General features: G+C 70.2%; 15 protein-coding genes and 1 riboswitch. Of the genes, 6 read left to right on the top strand and 9 right to left on the bottom strand.

From position 1 onward, the window contains the following. Positions 1–39: 39 nt before the first annotated feature. From UK12_RS12345 to UK12_RS12330, 4 genes are all read right to left on the bottom strand, one after another. Positions 40–1,806 (bottom strand): ABC transporter substrate-binding protein, encoded by a 1,767-nt coding sequence (locus tag UK12_RS12345; protein ID WP_045302903.1) that lies wholly within the window; start codon positions 1,804–1,806, stop codon positions 40–42. A gap of 119 nt (positions 1,807–1,925) precedes the next feature. Beyond that, positions 1,926–2,912: an ABC transporter permease gene (locus UK12_RS12340; RefSeq protein WP_045302901.1), complete on the bottom strand. Its 987-nt coding sequence runs from the start codon at positions 2,910–2,912 to the stop codon at positions 1,926–1,928. 565 nt (positions 2,913–3,477) lie between these two features. Next, positions 3,478–4,275 carry an enhanced serine sensitivity protein SseB C-terminal domain-containing protein gene (locus UK12_RS12335; RefSeq protein WP_045302899.1) on the bottom strand — a complete coding sequence of 266 codons (798 nt, stop codon included), beginning with the start codon at positions 4,273–4,275 and terminating at the stop codon, positions 3,478–3,480. Positions 4,276–4,629: 354 nt separating this feature from the next. Beyond that, positions 4,630–5,418 carry an enhanced serine sensitivity protein SseB C-terminal domain-containing protein gene (locus UK12_RS12330; protein WP_045302897.1) on the bottom strand — a complete coding sequence of 263 codons (789 nt, stop codon included), beginning with the start codon at positions 5,416–5,418 and terminating at the stop codon, positions 4,630–4,632. A 228-nt stretch (positions 5,419–5,646) separates the two neighbouring features. Further along, positions 5,647–5,751, top strand: a riboswitch (glycine riboswitch). Between the two features lie 170 nt (positions 5,752–5,921). Here UK12_RS12330 and gcvT point away from each other — a divergent pair. The 4 genes from gcvT (at position 5,922) to UK12_RS12310 (ending at position 10,385) form a co-directional block, all read left to right on the top strand. After that, complete coding sequence (gene gcvT / locus UK12_RS12325; protein ID WP_156178683.1) at positions 5,922–7,040, top strand: glycine cleavage system aminomethyltransferase GcvT; 1,119 nt, start codon at positions 5,922–5,924, stop codon at positions 7,038–7,040. 96 nt (positions 7,041–7,136) lie between these two features. Then, on the top strand, positions 7,137–7,511 hold the full coding sequence (gene gcvH, locus UK12_RS12320) for a glycine cleavage system protein GcvH (RefSeq protein ID WP_045302895.1): 375 nt from the start codon (positions 7,137–7,139) through the stop codon (positions 7,509–7,511). A gap of 85 nt (positions 7,512–7,596) precedes the next feature. Beyond that, positions 7,597–8,865 carry a serine hydroxymethyltransferase gene (glyA, locus tag UK12_RS12315; RefSeq protein ID WP_045302893.1) on the top strand — a complete coding sequence of 423 codons (1,269 nt, stop codon included), beginning with the start codon at positions 7,597–7,599 and terminating at the stop codon, positions 8,863–8,865. A 152-nt stretch (positions 8,866–9,017) separates the two neighbouring features. After that, positions 9,018–10,385: an L-serine ammonia-lyase gene (locus UK12_RS12310; protein ID WP_045302890.1), complete on the top strand. Its 1,368-nt coding sequence runs from the start codon at positions 9,018–9,020 to the stop codon at positions 10,383–10,385. 187 nt (positions 10,386–10,572) lie between these two features. Here the strand turns inward: UK12_RS12310 and UK12_RS12305 are convergent, their stop codons facing one another. After that, complete coding sequence (locus UK12_RS12305; RefSeq protein ID WP_063838247.1) at positions 10,573–11,064, bottom strand: Lrp/AsnC family transcriptional regulator; 492 nt, start codon at positions 11,062–11,064, stop codon at positions 10,573–10,575. 187 nt (positions 11,065–11,251) lie between these two features. Between UK12_RS12305 and UK12_RS12300 the strand changes: the two genes are divergently transcribed. Further along, positions 11,252–12,970 (top strand): hypothetical protein, encoded by a 1,719-nt coding sequence (locus UK12_RS12300; RefSeq protein WP_052681825.1) that lies wholly within the window; start codon positions 11,252–11,254, stop codon positions 12,968–12,970. A gap of 126 nt (positions 12,971–13,096) precedes the next feature. Here the strand turns inward: UK12_RS12300 and UK12_RS12295 are convergent, their stop codons facing one another. Then, the gene (locus tag UK12_RS12295; protein WP_197084787.1) at positions 13,097–14,566 is read right to left on the bottom strand and encodes a non-ribosomal peptide synthetase; all 1,470 of its coding nucleotides are present in this window, start codon (positions 14,564–14,566) and stop codon (positions 13,097–13,099) included. Between the two features lie 61 nt (positions 14,567–14,627). Between UK12_RS12295 and UK12_RS12290 the strand changes: the two genes are divergently transcribed. Next, complete coding sequence (locus UK12_RS12290; RefSeq protein ID WP_045302886.1) at positions 14,628–14,951, top strand: TetR/AcrR family transcriptional regulator; 324 nt, start codon at positions 14,628–14,630, stop codon at positions 14,949–14,951. Positions 14,952–15,230: 279 nt separating this feature from the next. Here UK12_RS12290 and UK12_RS12285 read toward each other — a convergent pair whose 3' ends face one another. From UK12_RS12285 to UK12_RS12275, 3 genes are all read right to left on the bottom strand, one after another. Beyond that, on the bottom strand, positions 15,231–15,776 hold the full coding sequence (locus UK12_RS12285) for an ATP-binding protein (protein WP_082119545.1): 546 nt from the start codon (positions 15,774–15,776) through the stop codon (positions 15,231–15,233). A 126-nt stretch (positions 15,777–15,902) separates the two neighbouring features. Then, positions 15,903–16,793: a L,D-transpeptidase gene (locus tag UK12_RS12280; protein WP_052681824.1), complete on the bottom strand. Its 891-nt coding sequence runs from the start codon at positions 16,791–16,793 to the stop codon at positions 15,903–15,905. Between the two features lie 41 nt (positions 16,794–16,834). Continuing rightward, on the bottom strand, positions 16,835–17,826 hold a 992-nt coding region (locus tag UK12_RS12275), incomplete at its 5' end, for a L,D-transpeptidase (RefSeq protein ID WP_045302884.1).

Here is a 17,826-nt window from a genome sequence, read left to right as displayed (position 1 = left end):
CCTTCGGACTAGCGGAGCGAACTACGGACGCGGAGCGGATCACTTGCCGTCGGAGACGCCGAGGGCCTGGAAGTCCACTTCCTGGAGGGCGTCGTTGAAGTAGACGTTGGTCAGGCGCGGGTTGCGGTAGTTCAGCGCCTTGTCGTCGACGATCGGCAGCCAGGTCGCGTTGTCCGTGATCTTGTGGTTGATCTGCTTGTAGATCTCGGCCGCCTTGGCCTGGTCCTGCTCGCCCGCCGCCTGGTCGAACCAGGCGTTGATCTCCGGGTCGTCGGTCTCCGGGTAGTTGGCGTTGCCCGTCTTGGTGATGAACCGGCCGTCGGCCTGCGGCTGCAGGAAGCCGGCGCCGTTCGGGAAGTCGGCGCCCCAGCCCATCACGATCAGGCCGTAGCCCTTCTGGTGGACCACGTCGGGCGCGCCGATCACGGACTGGTACAGCTTGCCGTCGTACTGGTCCACGTTGACGGTGACGTTGATGGCCTTCAGCGCGGTCTGCAGGGCAACGGCGGTGTTGACCTCCTTGTCCTTGTTGCCGCGGACCGCGATGGTGGTGGTGAAGCCGTCCGGCTTGCCGCATGCCTGCAGCTCCGCCTTGGCCTTGTCGAGCTGCGGCTTGCCCTGGGTCAGGCCGTACGGGTCGTAGTTGTCATAGCCCGCGATGTTGGGCGGCAGCATGTTGCCGCTGATCGAACCGGCGTAGGAACCGCCACGGGCGGTCTGCAGCGCGGTGGCGTCGGCGGCGTACATCACGGCCTTGCGGCAGTGGATGTTGTCGAAGGGCGCGACCTTCGGGACGATCGAGATGAAGCGGATGAAGCCGGTGAACGGGTCGTCCGTGTTGGCCTTCAGCTTGGAGTCGGCGAGGACCTTGGCCTGGGCGGCCTGGGAGAGACCGGTCTGGGAGTAGTCGATGTCCGCGGTGCCGTCGAGCAGACGGGAGTCCATGTCGTCCGAGTTGGTGGTGACGGTCAGCTTGACCACGTCCGGCAGCGCCTTGCGGAACGGGTCGCTGGTCGGGTCCCAGTTCTCGTTGCGGACCAGCTCGACGCCCTTGCCGGGCTCGATCGACTTGAACTTGTACGGGCCCGAGGAGACCGGGTGGTCACCGTACTTGGCACCGGTGTCCAGCTTCTGCGGGACGGGCGCGGCGGGGCCCATCGCGAGCAGGTACGGGAACGAGGAGTCCGGCTTGGCCAGGTGGAAGACGATGGTGGAGTCGTCCGGCGTCTCGACCGACTTCAGGCCCAGCTTGTTGGGGTCGCTGTCGGTGTAGGGGCCCTTGTAGTTCTGGCCCTGGTCGAGGTCGTTGACCAGGTAGGCCGGGCCACCCGCGACCACGTCGGCCGCGAAGGGCCGCTCGATGCCGTACTTGATGTCCTTCGAAGTGATCGGGGAGCCGTCCTCGAACTTCAGGCCGCTCTTCAGCTTGAAGGTGTAGGTCTTGCCGTCGGCGGCGATCTCGGGCTGCGCGGCGGCCAGGTCCGGCACCAGCTTCAGGCCGTCCTTGCCCGGCTTGGCGTCGTAGGACAGCAGGGTGCGGGTGTAGAAGCGCTCCATGTTCCAGACCGAGGCGTAGTACGCGCGGCCCGGGTCCCAGGAGTCGGCGTCGGTGCTGGTCCAGAGGTTGAGGGTGCCGCCCTTCTTGTCGGAGGCGTTGAGCACCTTGTCCACGGCGGCGTTGAAGCCCCCGCCGCTGCCGCTGGCGCCATCAGTGCCGCCGCCACCCTTCGTACCGCCGCAGGCGGAGACGGTGAGGGCCAGTGTCGCCACCAAGGAGGCGGCTGCGAGCGTCCGGTTTCGCTTCATTGGTACGGGATCCTCCTGAAGATGCGCGGGCCTGAGCGGTCCGCCGGGGGCTGTGGGCACCCGAGTCGGGTGGGGCCGGAAGTGGGCGGCCGGCCCAGGGAGTTGGGTGGTGCGCGGGCTCAGTTGCCCTTGGGGTCGAGCGCGTCGCGCAGACCGTCACCGAAGAGGTTGAAGGCGAGCACGGTGATGAAGATCGCCAGACCGGGGACCACCATGTAGGTGGGATCGACCTGGTAGATCTTGGTCGCGTCGGAGAGCATCTGACCCCAGGAAGGCGTCGGCGGCTTGACACCGGCGCCGAGGAAGCTGAGTGCCGCCTCGCTCAGGATGTTGGTGGGGATGATCAGGGTCGCGTAGACCAGGATCGGCGCCACCAGGTTCGGGAGCAGCTCGCGCAGCAGGATGTGACCACTGCCCGCACCGAGGCTGCGGGCCGCGTCCACGAACTCTCGCTCGCGCATCGACATGGCCTGGCCTCGGACGATGCGTCCGATGTACGGCCAGCCGAAGAAGCCGATGACCAGGACCAGGATGGCCATCCGGACGCCCGTACCGGTCAGTCCGAGCAGCGAGTTGGGCATCACGGAGACCAGCGCGATGCTGAACAGCAGCTGGGGGAAGGCCAGCAGGACGTCCATCACCCGGCTGATCACCGCGTCCACCCAGCCGCCGAAGTAGCCGGCGGCGATGCCCATCAGCACGCCGATCACCACCGACACGGCGGCGGACAGGAAGGCCACGGTGAGCGAGATCTGCGCACCGTAGACGATGCGGCTGAAGACGTCACGGCCGAAGACCGGGTCGACGCCGAGCAGATAGCCGCCGCTGATGCCGCCGAGGGGGTTCTTCGGAAGGCCGGTGTCCGCGTTGATCTGGTCCGGATGCGGCTGGTCTGTCGGATGCCCGAACAGCGAGGTCAGCACCGGCGCGAAGATCGCCGCCAGGATCAGCAGGATCACCACGACGCCGCCGGCCATGGCGATCTTGTCGCGTTTCAGTCGACTCCAGGCGATCCGGCCTGGTGAACGGCCCTCGATCCGCTTCGACGGGGCCTCGGCGGGTGCGGCCTCAGAGGCGGACCCGGTGGTCTCGGTGGGTGTGCTCATGTGTCAGTTCGTTCCCCTCGCCGACGGTGGCCGGCCCACGGTCCTGGCCGCACACGGAGTGACCGGACCCGGTCGGGGCCCGGGCCGAGGACGGTCCGGTTGTCGCGACATATGCGGTGTGGTGCGGTGCGTCGGTGCGGTGGTGCCCGGTGCGGCAGTGAAGAAATGTTCGGGGGTGCACTTGGAACACCGCGCGAGAAGTCGAGAAGTGGGGCACGCGGTGGAAGCGCGAACGGTGCAGGGTGGTACGGGAGTTGCGCTCGGAGCAGGAGGTGCCGAAGTGCTGCCGCGCAGCGTGCACAGCGCGCGGGGTCGGGCAGTCGGCGCGGTGTTGCCCTTGTGGGGCAGGCGCCGTGATTACTTGCGCAGACTCTCCGTCATTCGGACAGGCTTGCGCCAGCCCTGCCAACCGAAGGATGCCAAGCTGTGATCTGCGGGCATGCATCGTGGATCTTCCCGCATAAGGATCTTCACCTGGACGAAACATCCGGCGGAAAGGACACTGGGCCGTACCCGAACTGACATACCGTCAGTGATCACCCGCCAGCCCTGGTACGGTCCCCGGCTAGCGGGTCGGGTACGACTGCCAGCCCGGCTGGTCGCGGTCGAAGAACGGCCGGGCGCAGGCCCGCAGCCACATCGCGACCGGGTCGTACTCGTCGGCCATCAGCACGGTGGAGACCGCCAGGCCCTCGGGCGCGTGGGTGGCCGCCCGCTGCACCAGCGCCCGGGCGGCCTCGACGGCCGGCGGCGAGGTGTCGTAGAGGTCCAGACCGATGGCCAGGTACGGCTCACCGAGGGCCGGACGCACCCAGGCCCGGCGCAGCGAGCGCAGTGGGCGCACCTCGGCGGCCTGCTGCTCCAGCACGGCGTAGAACTGCGGCGCCTGCACCTGGGGTTCGCCCAGCTGGAGCGGCCCGGCGGGCAGCCGGTCCAGACCGGCCGCGATCCGGCGCAGGTCGGCCCAGGGGACGCCGACCCCGCCGCCCGGCACATGCGGGTTGAGCCACAGGCCCCAGCGGGCGCGGTGCAGCGCGTGGGCGATCTCCTGCCCGGAGATCACCTCGTGGGCGCGGGCCCAGCCGCTGGCGGCCAGCTGCTCGGGGGAGGTGACGGCGGGGGCGTAGCCGTGGCCGCCGATGTCCATGTTCCCGTACTGGGCGTCGGGGCTGCCGGGGGTGCCGTGCCAGAGCAGCATCCAGACCTGGCCGTCCGCGAGGGCGCGCAGCAGGCCCTCGTACGCCTCCCAGCGCTCCGGTGCGACCTCGCGCAGGGCGCGTTCGATGGCTCCCGGGTCGGCTGCGGGACGTGCGGCCGGGGGCGGGCCCCAGCCCGGAACGCCGCCTGCCGCTCCGCCGTTCATACCCCTGCCTCCGGCCGGACCCGTCGAATGAGCGCTCCGGGCACGACGGATGCGCGCACCCACCGCGCCCCGACCTGGGGGCACCGCCCAGCTTCCGCCGGCCTCAGGCCGGGGTGGGGGCACCTCCCAGCCTCCGCCGGCCTCAGGCTGGGGTGGGGGCACCTCCCAGCCGCCAGGCTGGGGGAGGCCCCGATGCGCTGCTCGCTCACGTCGAGCCCTCTCCGTCCTTGTCCGCCGCCGTCACCCGCGGCCTCTTCCGGGCCGCGGCACGCTCTCCCGACCGTACGCCGCTGCCGGGCAGCAGCCTATGGGTCGGGGCCGACAGCCGTCATACCGCCGTCCCCTACCGGCCGGTCACCCCCGGACGTAGAACGGCTGCACCCGGGTGAGCAGCCACTCCACCACCGGGTCGGCGACCAGGTCGAGCAGCACCAGGTGGACGCCGAAGGGCAGCGGGGTGGTTCCCAGTGCGCGCCCGAGGGCCTCGTTCGCCTGGGCCGGATCGGTCGGCCAGGCGGGGTCGAACTGCACCCCGACGAAGAGCACCGGGGCGTCCCCCTCCACCGAGGCGCAGGCCCGGCGGGCCGTCAACACGCCGGGCAGCGCCGCAAGTTCGGCGGCGGCGGCGGCCAGGAAGGCGTACGGCTCCTCGTACGGCTCGGGTTCGCGCAGCGCGACCTTGGCCCCGTCCGGCTGGCCCTGCCAGCGCTCGCCCTGCGGTCCGCGGCGGAGCTCGGCTACCCCCTCGGGCGGGATCGGGATGCCCACCGGCGCCTCGGGGTTGACCGCGATCCCGATGCCCAGCGGCAGTCCTCGGGCGAACTCCCAGACCGGGGCGATCGCGAACGGCATCCCGGGGGCGTGCTGGAGGAACAGCTCTTGCGAGGAGAACACCGGAACGTAGGGCGCACCGGCCAGTTCGATGGTCGGCAGGTCCAGCGAGGAGCCCTGCGGGTCGGCGCCGGCCGGCAGCGGGATCCACACCTGGCTGCGCGCCAGCACCTCGACCACTCTGGCGGTCGCGCCGGGGTCGCCGAGCGCGGCGGTGAGCACCTGCTCCAGCTCGTTGGCGGGCCAGCCGCCGCCCGTCGGGGCCGCACCGGGCCCGGCCCATGCCTGCGTCTCGCCCGCCGGGTAGCTCATCCGCCCCTGCCCCTCCAACCTGACCGGCCCCCGACCTGACCAGGTCGGCCCGGTCTCCGCCGCTCCGAGAAGGGTAGCGGGACCCGGGCCGGGCACCGAGCGCCCCGACGCACAAGGGTGAACGGCCACCGCCTGCGGAGGAGATGTCCGACCCCTCTCCCCGCGAGGCGGCCGGGCATGCCATGATGAGCGCGCTCATACACAGCGCCCAACTTCATACAGGCCGTTCGAACCCGCGCGGGAGAGTCCGGAGTGCCCCTGGCGGGCACGGGCCGGCGCCGAAGGAGCAAGTCCTCCCCGGAATCTCTCAGGCACCCCTACCGCATGGGCGAGGCACATCTGGAAAGTGGACACGGCCGCGCCGTGCGCCCACCCACGGTGCAAGCCGCCATCCTTGGTTAGCGGTGAAGCTCTCAGGTTGTGACGACAGACGGGGAGACTCCACCCCCGTGTGCCCGTACACAGTACGGGTGCCCCTGAGTGCCCAGCCAAGGAGTTCCGCCGTGTCCCTCCGTCACACCGCGCTCGACGCCCTGCACCGCTCCCTCGGTGCGACCATGACCGACTTCGCCGGCTGGGACATGCCGCTGCGCTACGGCAGCGAGCGCGAGGAGCACGTCGCGGTCCGCACCAAGGCCGGTCTCTTCGACCTCTCGCACATGGGCGAGATCACCGTCTCCGGCCCGCAGGCCGGTGAGCTGCTGGACCACGCGCTGGTCGGCTTCATCTCCGCGCTCGGCGTGCTGCGCGCCCGCTACACCATGATCTGCCGCGAGGACGGCGGGATCCTGGACGACCTGATCGTCTACCGCACCGCGGAGGACGAGTACCTGGTGGTCGCCAACGCCTCCAACGCCCAGGTGGTGCTGGACGCGCTGACCGAGCGCGCGGCCTCCTTCGACGCCGTGGTCCGCGACGACCGGGACGCCTACGCGCTGCTCGCCGTCCAGGGCCCGGAGGCGAACGGCATCCTGGCCTCGCTCACCGACGCCGACCTGCCCGGCCTCAAGTACTACGCGCTGCTGCCCGCCACCGTGGCGGACCGCCAGGTCTGGCTGGCCCGCACCGGCTACACCGGCGAGGACGGCTTCGAGGTCTTCTGCGCCCCCGCCGACGCCGAGCACCTGTGGACCGCGCTCAGCGCGGCCGGTGCCGACAAGGGCCTTCTCCCGTGCGGCCTGTCCTGCCGGGACACCCTGCGCCTGGAGGCCGGCATGCCGCTGTACGGGCACGAGCTCTCCACCGAGCTGACCCCCTTCGACGCCGGGCTCGGCCGGGTGGTCCGCTTCGACAAGACCAGCAACGACGGGCAGTTCGTCGGCCGCAAGGCGCTGGAGCAGGCCGCCGCCGAGGCCGAGACCAACCCGCCGCGCAAGCTGGTCGGCCTGGTCTCCGAGGGCCGGCGGGTGCCGCGCGCCGAGTACGCCGTGGTCGACGCCGAGGGCACCGTGATCGGGCGGATCACCTCCGGCGCCCCCTCCCCCACGCTGGGCAAGCCGATCGCCATCGCGTACGTGGACGCGGCAAACGCCGTGCCCGGTACCGCGGTTGCCGTGGACGTCCGCGGCAGGCACGAGCCGGTCGAGGTCGTCGCGCTGCCCTTCTACAAGCGCGCCCGCTGACCCTCCCGCCGGCCGCCCGTCTCACCATCCCCGCCTGTCCGGTCCGTTCAGCGGACGGCTTCGCCCTACCCTCTTGCGATCCTGGAGAATGACGCCATGAGCAACCCCACGCACCTGCAGTACAGCAAGGAGCACGAGTGGCTGACCGCCGCCGAGGACGGCGTGTCCACGGTCGGCATCACCGAGCACGCCGCCACCGCCCTCGGTGACATCGTGTACGTCCAGCTCCCCGAGGTCGGCACCACCGTGACCGCGGGCGAGTCGGTCGGCGAGCTGGAGTCCACCAAGTCGGTCAGCGACCTGTTCACCCCGGCCTCCGGCGAGATCGTGGAGATCAACCAGGCCGTCATCGACGACCCGGCCCTGGTCAACAGCGAGCCCTTCACGGGTGCCTGGCTCTACAAGCTCCGCGTCACCGACACCGTCGAGCTGCTCGACGCCGCCGGTTACGACGCCTTCATCGGCGCCTGATCCACTGACGCAGGGGCGGCCGCAGCGCGGCGGCCGCCCCTCTCCTCCTGGTCCCCTGCCCCGCCCCACAGGAAGACCCATCTCCATGACGGTTCTGAACCAGTCCCTGCACGCGCTCGACCCCGAGATCGCCGCCGCGGTCGACGCCGAGCTGCACCGCCAGCAGACCACCCTCGAAATGATCGCCTCCGAGAACTTCGCCCCGGTGGCGGTCATGGAGGCCCAGGGCTCGGTGCTGACCAACAAGTACGCCGAGGGCTACCCCGGCAAGCGCTACTACGGCGGCTGCGAGCACGTCGACGTGGTCGAGCAGATCGCCATCGACCGGATCAAGGAGCTGTTCGGCGCCGAGCACGCCAACGTCCAGCCGCACTCCGGCGCGCAGGCCAACGCCGCCGCGATGTTCGCGCTGATCCAGCCGGGCGACACCATCCTGGGCCTGAGCCTGGCCCACGGTGGCCACCTGACCCACGGCATGAAGATCAACTTCTCCGGCAAGCTCTACAACGTGGCCGCGTACCACGTGGACGAGAAGACCGGCCTGGTCGACATGGCCGAGGTCGAGCGCCTGGCCAAGGAGCACCAGCCGAAGCTGATCATCGCCGGCTGGTCCGCCTACCCGCGCCAGCTGGACTTCGCCGAGTTCCGCCGCATCGCGGACGAGGTCGGCGCGCTGCTGATGGTCGACATGGCGCACTTCGCCGGTCTGGTCGCCGCCGGCCTGCACCCGTCCCCGGTCCCGTACGCGGACGTGGTCACCACCACCACCCACAAGACCCTGGGCGGCCCGCGCGGCGGTGTGATCCTCTCCAAGGCCGCCTGGGCCAAGAAGATCAACTCCGCGGTCTTCCCCGGCCAGCAGGGCGGCCCGCTGGAGCACGTGATCGCCGCCAAGGCCGTGGCCTTCAAGGTCGCCGCGTCGGAGGAGTTCAAGGAGCGCCAGCAGCGCACCCTGGAGGGCGCCAAGATCCTCGCGGAGCGCCTGCTCCAGCAGGACACCGTGGACGCCGGGGTCTCGGTGCTCTCCGGCGGCACCGACGTCCACCTGGTCCTGGTCGACCTGCGCAACAGCGAGCTGGACGGCCAGCAGGCCGAGGACCGGCTGCACGAGGTGGGCATCACGGTCAACCGCAACGCCGTCCCGAACGACCCGCGCCCGCCGATGGTCACCTCCGGCCTGCGGATCGGCACCCCGGCGCTGGCCACCCGCGGCTTCACGGCCGAGGACTTCCGCGAGGTCGCCGACATCATCGCCGAGGCGCTGCTGCCCGCCTTCGACGACGAGAAGGCCACCGCGCTCAAGGCCCGCGTCACCGCGCTGGCCGTGAAGTACCCGCTCTACCCGGAGCTGTAGTCCCCCCTCCGGAGTTCCCCTCCGGGTGACCGGCCTCACCCCGCCGCGTCGCCTGGAATTCCGAGGCACCGCGCACACTGGACAGTGGGCGCGGTGCCCCTGCCATGTTCCGCCTGCAAGTCCTTCCACAAGCCCAGACAAGGACGTCCCCCGTGGCCATCAGCGTCTTCGACCTCTTCTCCATCGGCATCGGGCCGTCCAGCTCGCACACGGTCGGCCCGATGCGGGCGGCCCGGATGTTCGCGCGCCGGCTGAAGTCGGAAGGGCAGCTGGCCCGGACCACCGCCGTCCGCGCCGAGCTCTTCGGCTCGCTCGGCGCCACCGGCCACGGCCACGGCACCCCCAAGGCCGTCCTGCTCGGCCTGGAGGGCAACTCGCCCCGCACCGTCGACGTCGACCAGGCCGACCTCGACGTGGAGCGGATAAAGACCGAGAAGCGCCTGCGGCTGCTCGGCGACCACGAGATCGCCTTCGACCCGGACAGCCAGCTGATCCTGCACCGCCGCCGCTCGCTGCCGTACCACGCCAACGGGATGACCCTGGCCGCGTACGACTCCGCCGGGGTGCCGGTGCTGGAGAAGACGTACTACTCGGTCGGCGGCGGCTTCGTGGTGGACGAGGACGCGATCGGCGCGGACCGGGTCAAGCCCGACGACACCGTGCTGCGCTACCCCTTCCGCACCGGCGAGGAGCTGCTGCGCCTGACCCGGGAGACCGGCCTGTCCATCTCCGGCCTGATGCTGGAGAACGAGAAGGCCTGGCGCAGCGAGGCCGAGATCCGGACCGGGCTGCTGGAGATCTGGCACGTCATGCAGGAGTGCGTCTCCGCCGGCATGTCCCGCGAGGGGATCCTGCCGGGCGGGCTGAAGGTGCGGCGGCGCGCCGCCGCGGGGGCCCGGGCGCTGCGCGCCGAGGGCATCGGCCCGGCGAACGCGATGGAGTGGGTCACCCTCTACGCGATGGCGGTGAACGAGGAGAACGCGTCGGGCCAGCGGGTGGTCACCGCCCCGACCAACGGCGCGGCGGGCATCATCCCGGCCGTACTGCACTACTTCCTGAACTTCATCCCGGGCGCCGACGACGACGGCATCGTGCGCTTCCTGCTCGCCGCAGGTGCGATCGGCATGCTCTTCAAGGAGAACGCCTCGATCTCCGGCGCCGAGGTCGGCTGCCAGGGCGAGGTCGGCTCGGCCTGCTCGATGGCGGCCGGCGGCCTGGCCGAGGTCCTCGGCGGCACCCCCGAGCAGGTGGAGAACGCCGCCGAGATCGGCATCGAGCACAACCTGGGCCTGACCTGCGACCCGGTCGGCGGCCTGGTGCAGATCCCGTGCATCGAGCGCAACGGCATGGCCTCGGTCAAGGCCGTCACGGCCGCCCGGATGGCCCTGCGCGGCGACGGCCGCCACCACGTCTCCCTGGACAAGGCGATCAAGACCATGAAGGAGACCGGCGCCGACATGAAGATCAAGTACAAGGAGACCTCCCGCGGCGGCCTCGCGGTCAACGTCATCGAGTGCTAGCAACCCCGGCCGTGCCCTGACGGCCCCTGCGAAACACCCGCCGAATCCCCGGTCAGCAGAGCGCTGACCGGGGATTTCCGGCTTTCAGCCGAGCGGCGGGGCAGCCCGACCGGCCGACCGCGGCACAGTCTCGATTCGCCCGCGGGAGCAGGCACTCGGTACGGGCAGGATCGCGCTGTTCCTGTGATCAGGGGCTCGGGGTCAGGTGTCGGCGGCCGGCGATCTGTTCGAAGATCAGGTTGGTCCGGGTCTGTGCCACTGCCGGATGGGTGGTGAGGTGGTCCACCACGAAGTCGCGCAGGGCGTCGGGGTGGGCGAGGGCGACGTGGAGCAGGTAGTCGTCGGATCCGGCCATGTGGAACACCGCCACGACGCCGGGCATGTCGGGGGCCGTGGCGCGGAAGCTCTCGTTCTGTTCACGGGTGTGGGCCCGGAGCCGGACCGAGATCATCGCCTGGAGCGGCAACCCGATTGCGGCGGGGGCGATTTCGGCCCGGAACGCGCGGATGACCCCGCGCTCGCGCAGGGCGCGCACCCGGGCCAGACAGGTCGAGGGGGCGATGCCCACCGCGTCCGCGAGCGCGTTGTTCGGCGTGCGGGCGTTGTCGGCGAGGATGCGCAGGATCGCCCGGTCCACGTCGTCGAGGGGCGCCTGTCGGGCTTGCGGAATATTCGGCACGACACCCAGGGTCCCTGCTCATGCCGATGATCCGCAAGAGTTTTCCCGGTGATTCCGAATGTTCTGCGGATTGCTTCCATTCCAGCTGTCACATGTTCCATCCTGGCTGCTGATCGGATCGGCCATCGCCAACCCACCGGACGTGCCCGGCGGGTCCTCCGACCCAGCGACCCGGGAGTGCTGTGCCATGAGCCGAACCGACACCCTGACCGTTCACATCGGCCACGACGAGCTCGCGCGGCCGGACGTCCTGATACCGCCCCTGGACGGGCCCGGCCTGTGCGTACCGCAGGGCCCGGCCGAGCCGGACGTCTGCGACTTCGAGCTCCCGGCCGGCGGGCTGGACGACGAGCAGCGCCTGCGCGCCCTCGACACGATGGACGAGTACCTGACGGGCAAGCGCCGCTACCTGCTCGGCTACCAGGCCACCCAGGAGATGGGCGGCAGCGCCTTCGACCTCGGCCGGTTCATGCAGCACAACATCAACAACCTCGGTGACCCGTTCCAGAGCGGCGGCTACAAGCCGAACACCAAGGTCGTCGAGCGCGCGGTGCTCGACTACTACGCCGCGCTGTGGCACGCCAAGGGGCCGTACAACGCGGACGACCCCCAGTCGTACTGGGGGTACGTGCTGTCCATGGGCTCGACCGAGGGCAACATGTACGCGCTCTGGAACGCCAGGGACTACCTGAGCGGCAAGGCGCTGATCCAGCCGCCGACCGGTCCGTCCGGCGCCCTGCGGTACGTCCAGGCCCCGTCCGAGCCGAGCAACCCCAACGCCTACCGTCCGGTGGCGTTCTACTCGGAGGACACCCACTACTCGTTCGCCAAGGCGGTCCACGTGCTGGGCGTCGAGACCTTCCACGCCGTGGGCACGGAGCAGTACCCGGACGAGTGCCCGCTGGCCGGGCCCACCGCGGAGCCGCGCGAATGGCCCGCCGAGGTGCCCTCCCGCAGCGGTCCCTCGGGTCACTCCTGGGACGGCACCGGCGAGATCGACATCGACGCCCTGGCGGTGCTGGTGGAGTTCTTCGCCGCGAAGGGGCACCCGATCTTCGTCAGCCTCAACCTCGGCAGCACCTTCAAGGGCGCCCACGACGACGTCCGGCAGGTCTGCGAGCGCCTGCTGCCGATCTTCGAGAAGCACGGGCTGGTCCAGGGCGAGGTGGTGTACGGCAAGGACCCGGTCACCGGCGAGCCGCTGGTCGACCTGCGCCGGCGCTTCTGGATCCACGTGGACGGCGCCCTCGGCGCCGGGTATGCGCCCTTCATGCGGATGGCCGACGCGGATCCGGCGGGGTTCGGCTGGACCCCCGACACCCGCGTTCCGGAGTTCGACTTCGGCATCACGCTGCCCACCCGGGAGTTCGGCGACCTCGACATGGTCTCCTCGATCGCCATGAGCGGCCACAAGTGGCCCGGCGCACCGTGGCCGTGCGGCATCTACATGACGAAGGTCAAGTACCAGATCTCACCGCCCTCCCAGCCGGACTACATCGGCGCACCCGACACCACGTTCGCCGGGTCGCGCAACGGTTTCTCGCCGCTGGTGCTCTGGGACCACCTGTCCCGGCACTCCTACCGGGACCAGGTGGACCGGATCCGCAGAGCCCAGGAGTTGGCCGCCTACCTGGAGCAGCAACTCCGCTTCCTGGAGCGGGAGAAGGACATCGAGCTGTGGCCGGCCCGGACCCCGGGCGCCATCACGGTCCGGTTCCGCAAGCCCAGCCCCGAGCTGGTGGCGAAGTGGTCGCTGTCCTCTCAGGACGTGCTGCTGGTCCCGGGCGACGAGACCACCCGGCGCAGCTATGTGCACGTCTTCCTGATGTCGTCGGTCGACCGTGCCAAGCTGGACGCCCTGCTGGAGGATCTCGGCAACGACCCCGCCGTCCTCCGGCGCCCCTGACCGCCGCACCCGCACGGGCCCCGGCCGGCCGACCCGGGGCACGGCACCGGCCAAGCCCTGGTGAGGCCTCCGTCGAGAGGGCCCCACCAGGGACTTCGCCGACCGGGTCGGCCGGTGCGGTTCAGCTCACGTGCTCCAGGAGTGCTTGGGCCCCATCAGCGTGTAGTGCTCGCCGGGGACGTCGAGGAACCGGTTGGGCTCGGAGCTGAAGTCGTCCCACCGCCGCAGCTCCCGCTCCAGCCGGTCCTGCTTGGTGCCGCGCAGCGGGATCGCGTAGAAGACGCTCATCGACCGCACGCTGCCGGTCGGCTGGTACGTCCGGCCGAGACCGGTCAGCCCGTCGGCGAGGTCGGCCCAGGCGGCGAACCTCGGCAGGTCGAGGTCGAGTTCGGCCAGGCGCTCCGGCGGCGCCAGCCGGATCAGGTGCGCGAGCTGCTCGTCCCTGCCCAGCGGGCGCAGCTCGGCAGGCAGTTCCTTCGCCTGCTGCTTCGATATCAGCTCCAGGAACATGGCGAGGTTGACGGCGGTCTCGATGTAGTCGAGCTCGTCCATGCGGTACTTGATGTGCGGCGGCAGATTGAAACTGCCCAGGAAGTCGACCCGCTCGCCCTCCGCCTCCAGCAGCTTGGCGATCTCGAAGGCGACCGCCGCACCGAAGGAGTAGTCGGCGAGCGCGTACGGGCCGTGCGGCTGCTTGGCACGGATCGCGTCGGCATAGCTGCGGGCCATCTCCGCGAAGCTCTCGAACGGCTTCTCCCCGGGGTTGAACCCGCGGGCCCGCAGGGCGTAGAAGGGGCGCTCGTGGACGAAGTACTCGGCCAGGTTGACGAAGACGGGAACCTCGCCGACCCCGGGATGGACACAGAGTAGCGGCGTCTTGTCCCCGCTGGTCTGGAGCGGCACGATCGGGTCGTACGCGGCCCCGCCCGGCTGGCCGGCCGCCTGCAGCCGCCCGGCCAGGGCACGGACGCTCGGCGCGGTGAGGATCGCCAACACCGGCAGGTCGTCGGCGCCGAGCCGGACGCCGACGAGCCGCTTCAGGCGCAGGATGTCCAGTGAGGTGCCGCCCAGGTCGAAGAAGCTCGCGGTGGCACTGACCGTCTCCGGCGCCACGTCGAACAGCTCGGCGTAGATGCCCGCCAGCACGGTCTCGACCTCGCCCTCGGGTGCCACGTGGCCGCCGAGTTGACGGGTCACCAGCTCGTCGACCGCCGCCTGCTGCGGAGCGTAGGCGCCGGCCTCCAGCCGGGTGCGCATCAGCGAGCGCTGGATCTTGCCCAGGCTGGTCTTCGGGAACGCCTCCTTCGGCAGCGGCAGCAGCAGGGAAGGGCGGAATCCCCAGTGCATGACGACGCTGTTGCGCACCGCGATCATCAGGCGGTGCAGCTCGGCCTCGTCCGTCGCCGCCGCGGTGGCGGCGACGGCGACCACCAGGTGCTCGGCGTCGCTGCCCTCGGGCCGGGTGGGGAACGCCGCCACGTACGACTTCTCGATCCCGTCGAGGTCCTCCAGCAGCGCCTCCAGCTCATGGCTGAAGTAGTTGACCCCGTTGACGATGATGCTGTCCTTGCTGCGGCGAGCGGCACTCGGCCGCACGCGGGGCCCCTCCTCACCGAGGAGCCGGCCGGCGGTCCAACCACAGTGAGGGAGGAGCGCGGTGACCCGCGTATCTCAAGAACACCACGACGGCCGCCGCCGCCAGATCCTCGACGGCGCCCGTCGCTGCTTCCTGGCCAAGGGCTTCCGCACGGCCTCGATGCAGGACGTCGCCGCCGACATCGGCCTGTCGACCGGCGCCGTCTACAGCTACTTCGCCGGCCAGGACGAGCTGATCGCCGAGGCGGCCGCCGAGGCCCTGGCCAGGACCGTCATCGGCATCCTGCAGGGCCTGCTGGTCCAGCAAGCCCTGCTCGGCCCGTCCGGTGGCGAGGCGTTCCGGGAGGGGTTGCGCGATTTCACCTCGGCGACGACCCGGACCTGATCACGTGAATATTCACAGGCCATGGCGTGAATTTATGCGTATACCAAAGGTAAAATAGGCTACAAACCTTCCAATCGAATTTGCTTACATACTGAGACCATGCAATAGTCGGACATGTCCGGACGCAGTGCGTCCGTCGACACCCACGGCCTTCCATCTGACCCGGTTCGGCCGTCACCACCGTGCGGCACGCACCCCCTTGGCCGGCACGGTGACCATGCAGGGGCCCCCGACGACCACGCACACGTGGGACGGGGGCCCCGCATCGTCTTCCGGGGGTCAGGCCGTGCGCTCGCGGACCTTGAGCTCGAACCAGACGCCCTTGCCGCGCGGCAGCAGATCCGCGCCCCAGCGCTCGGAGAGCGCGTCCACCAGCTTCATCCCGTAGCCGTTCTCGTTGCCCGGCTCGGCCAGGATCAGGCAGGGCAGCGCCCGCGAGGAGTCGCGTACCTCCACCCGCAGCCAGCCCGGCCGCCGGGTGAGCCGGAGGCCGACCTTCCGCCCGCCGGTGTGCCGGACCGCGTTGGCCATCAGCTCACCGGCGAGCAGCTCGCCGACCTCCAGCAACTGCGGCAACTGCCAGTCCTGCAGCACCTTGAGGACGATCCGCCTGACCACCCGGACCAGCTCCGGCCGGGAGGGCAGACAGACCTCCTCCTCGACCCCGACCTGCTCGCAGAGCCGGCCGAAGCACTCCCGTTCGACCTGCTGGGGAGTGAGCAGCTCCAGTGTCTCCAGGATCGAGGACCGGCTGCCCGACTGGTCATCAGCAGCCAGGCCGGCACCCGGATGTGATGCCCATTCCGCTTCGCCCCATCCCGCCATGCGCCAATCATTGCGGAATGCAAGCGGCCGCGTACGGACAATGACGAAACGATCACTATTCATTTGGCATATGCCAGGTGCAAGTCGGGTTGGGCTAACCCGGGTGCCGCAGGGCTCCGCGGAGCTCTACCACTTGCTCCAGCTCGTGTTCCAGCCGCTCAGGCCGTTGTCCGGAGCCACCTTGGCACCCTTGGAGTTGACCACCGTGACCGGGTCGCCGACCAGCGAGGAGTTGAAGAACCTGCCGGCGTTCGAGCTGTCGCTCCCGTGCTCGACGTCCGCCACACCGATGCAGCCGTGGCTGACGTTGCTGTGGCCCATCTTGTCGACGGCCCAGTAGTTGCCGTGGACGTACGTGCCGGAGTCGGTGAGCCGCAGCGCGTGCGGGACGTCCTTCAGGTCGTACTGCTCGCCCTTGGGAGCCCCGTCCGCGGACTTCATCTCGACGTGCTCGTCCTTCTCCGAGATCACCATGACCCCGTTCCAGGAGTCGAAGCCCGTCTTGCCCGCGGTGATCGGGTAGCTGCTGACCTTCTTGCCGCTGCGGACGGTGGTCATGGTGTCCTTGGCGGCGTCGACCGTGGTGCGCTGGTCGCGGCCGATGGTGAAGGTCTGGTCGCTGTCCACCCCGCCGTAGACCCCGGGCGAGACCTGGACGTCCTTCAGCCGGTAGTGCACGGTCACCTTGGTGCCCGGCTTCCAGAACTTCTCCGGGCGGAAGTCCACCCGGTTGCTGCCGAACCAGTGGCCCTTGACCTTGCTGCCGTCGGAGGTGGAGAAGCTGATGGCCTTGTCGACGGCCGCCCTGTTCTGCACCGCCTTCCTGAAGTTGAGCGAGACGATCATCGCCACGCCGTAGGTGCTGCCGCTCTCGACGTTGTCGTACGGGCCCGCGCTCTGCTGCGCGGCCGCCGCCGGCTGGGCCGCGAACGCACTCCCGCCGCCGACCGCCACACCGCCGACCGCGGTCGTCAACACCAGCGCCGTCGCGGCCACCCTTCCGGGTACCAGCCTCATGTCCCCGTCCTCCCCTACGAGTTCGTACCGGCCGTGGCCGGTTACCAGTTCTGCCAGTCCGTGTTCCAGCCGCTGAGGCCGTTGTCCGGGGCCACCTCGGCACCCTTGGAGTTGACCACGGTGACCGGGTCTCCCACCAGAGAGGAGTTGAAGTACTTTCCGGCGTCCGAGCCGTCGCTCCCGTACCGGGCGTCCGCGACCCCGATGCAGCCGTGGCTCGCGTTGTAGGAGCCCATCGCGCCGATCGCCCAGGAGTTGCCGTGCACGTACGTGCCGGAGTCGGTGAGCCGCAGCGCGTGCGGGACGTCGGAGAGGTCGTAGGACTCGGCCGCCGAGACGCCGCTGACGCCCTGTGAGCTCATCCGGGTGCGCTCGGCCTTCTCCGAGATCACCATGGTGCCGTTCCAGGAGTCGAAGCCCGACTTGCCCGCGGTGATCGGCACCGTGTCGACGGTCTCGCCGTCCCGGACCACGGTCATGGTGTCCTTGCGGGCGTCGACCGTGGTGCGCTGGTCGCGGCCGATGGTGAAGGTCTGGTCGCTGTCCACCCCGCCGTAGACGTCGGGCGAGACCTCGACGCTCTTCAGCCGGTAGTGCACGGTCACCTTGGTGCCCGACTTCCAGAACCTCTCCGGGCGGAAGTCCACCCGCTGGCTGCCGAACCAGTGGCCCTTCACCACGGTGCCGTCCGAGGTCTCGAAGCTGACGCCCTTCTCGACCGCCGCCCGGTCCTTCACCGGCTTCCTGAAGTTGAGCGAGACGATCATCGCGACGCCGTACTTGCCGTCGTTGTCGATGTTGTCGTACGGGCCCGCCTCCTTCTCGGGAGTCAGGGTGCCGAAGGTGCTGTCCGCCTGGGTGGCGACGCCGTTGGCGTCGGTGGCCCGGGCGGTGACCCTGTACTGCGAGGCGACCGACAGGTTCGCCGAGGGCACCCAGCTGGCACCGTCCGCGGATATCGCCCCGGCCACCTCCTTGCCGGCCTGGTCCGTCACCGTGACCTTGCTCAGCTTGCCGCTCGCCACCGACACCT

This window comes from Saccharothrix sp. ST-888 (assembly GCF_000955975.1).
GTDB lineage: Bacteria > Actinomycetota > Actinomycetes > Streptomycetales > Streptomycetaceae > Kitasatospora.
This window is presented reverse-complemented; position numbering and strand designations above follow the sequence as displayed.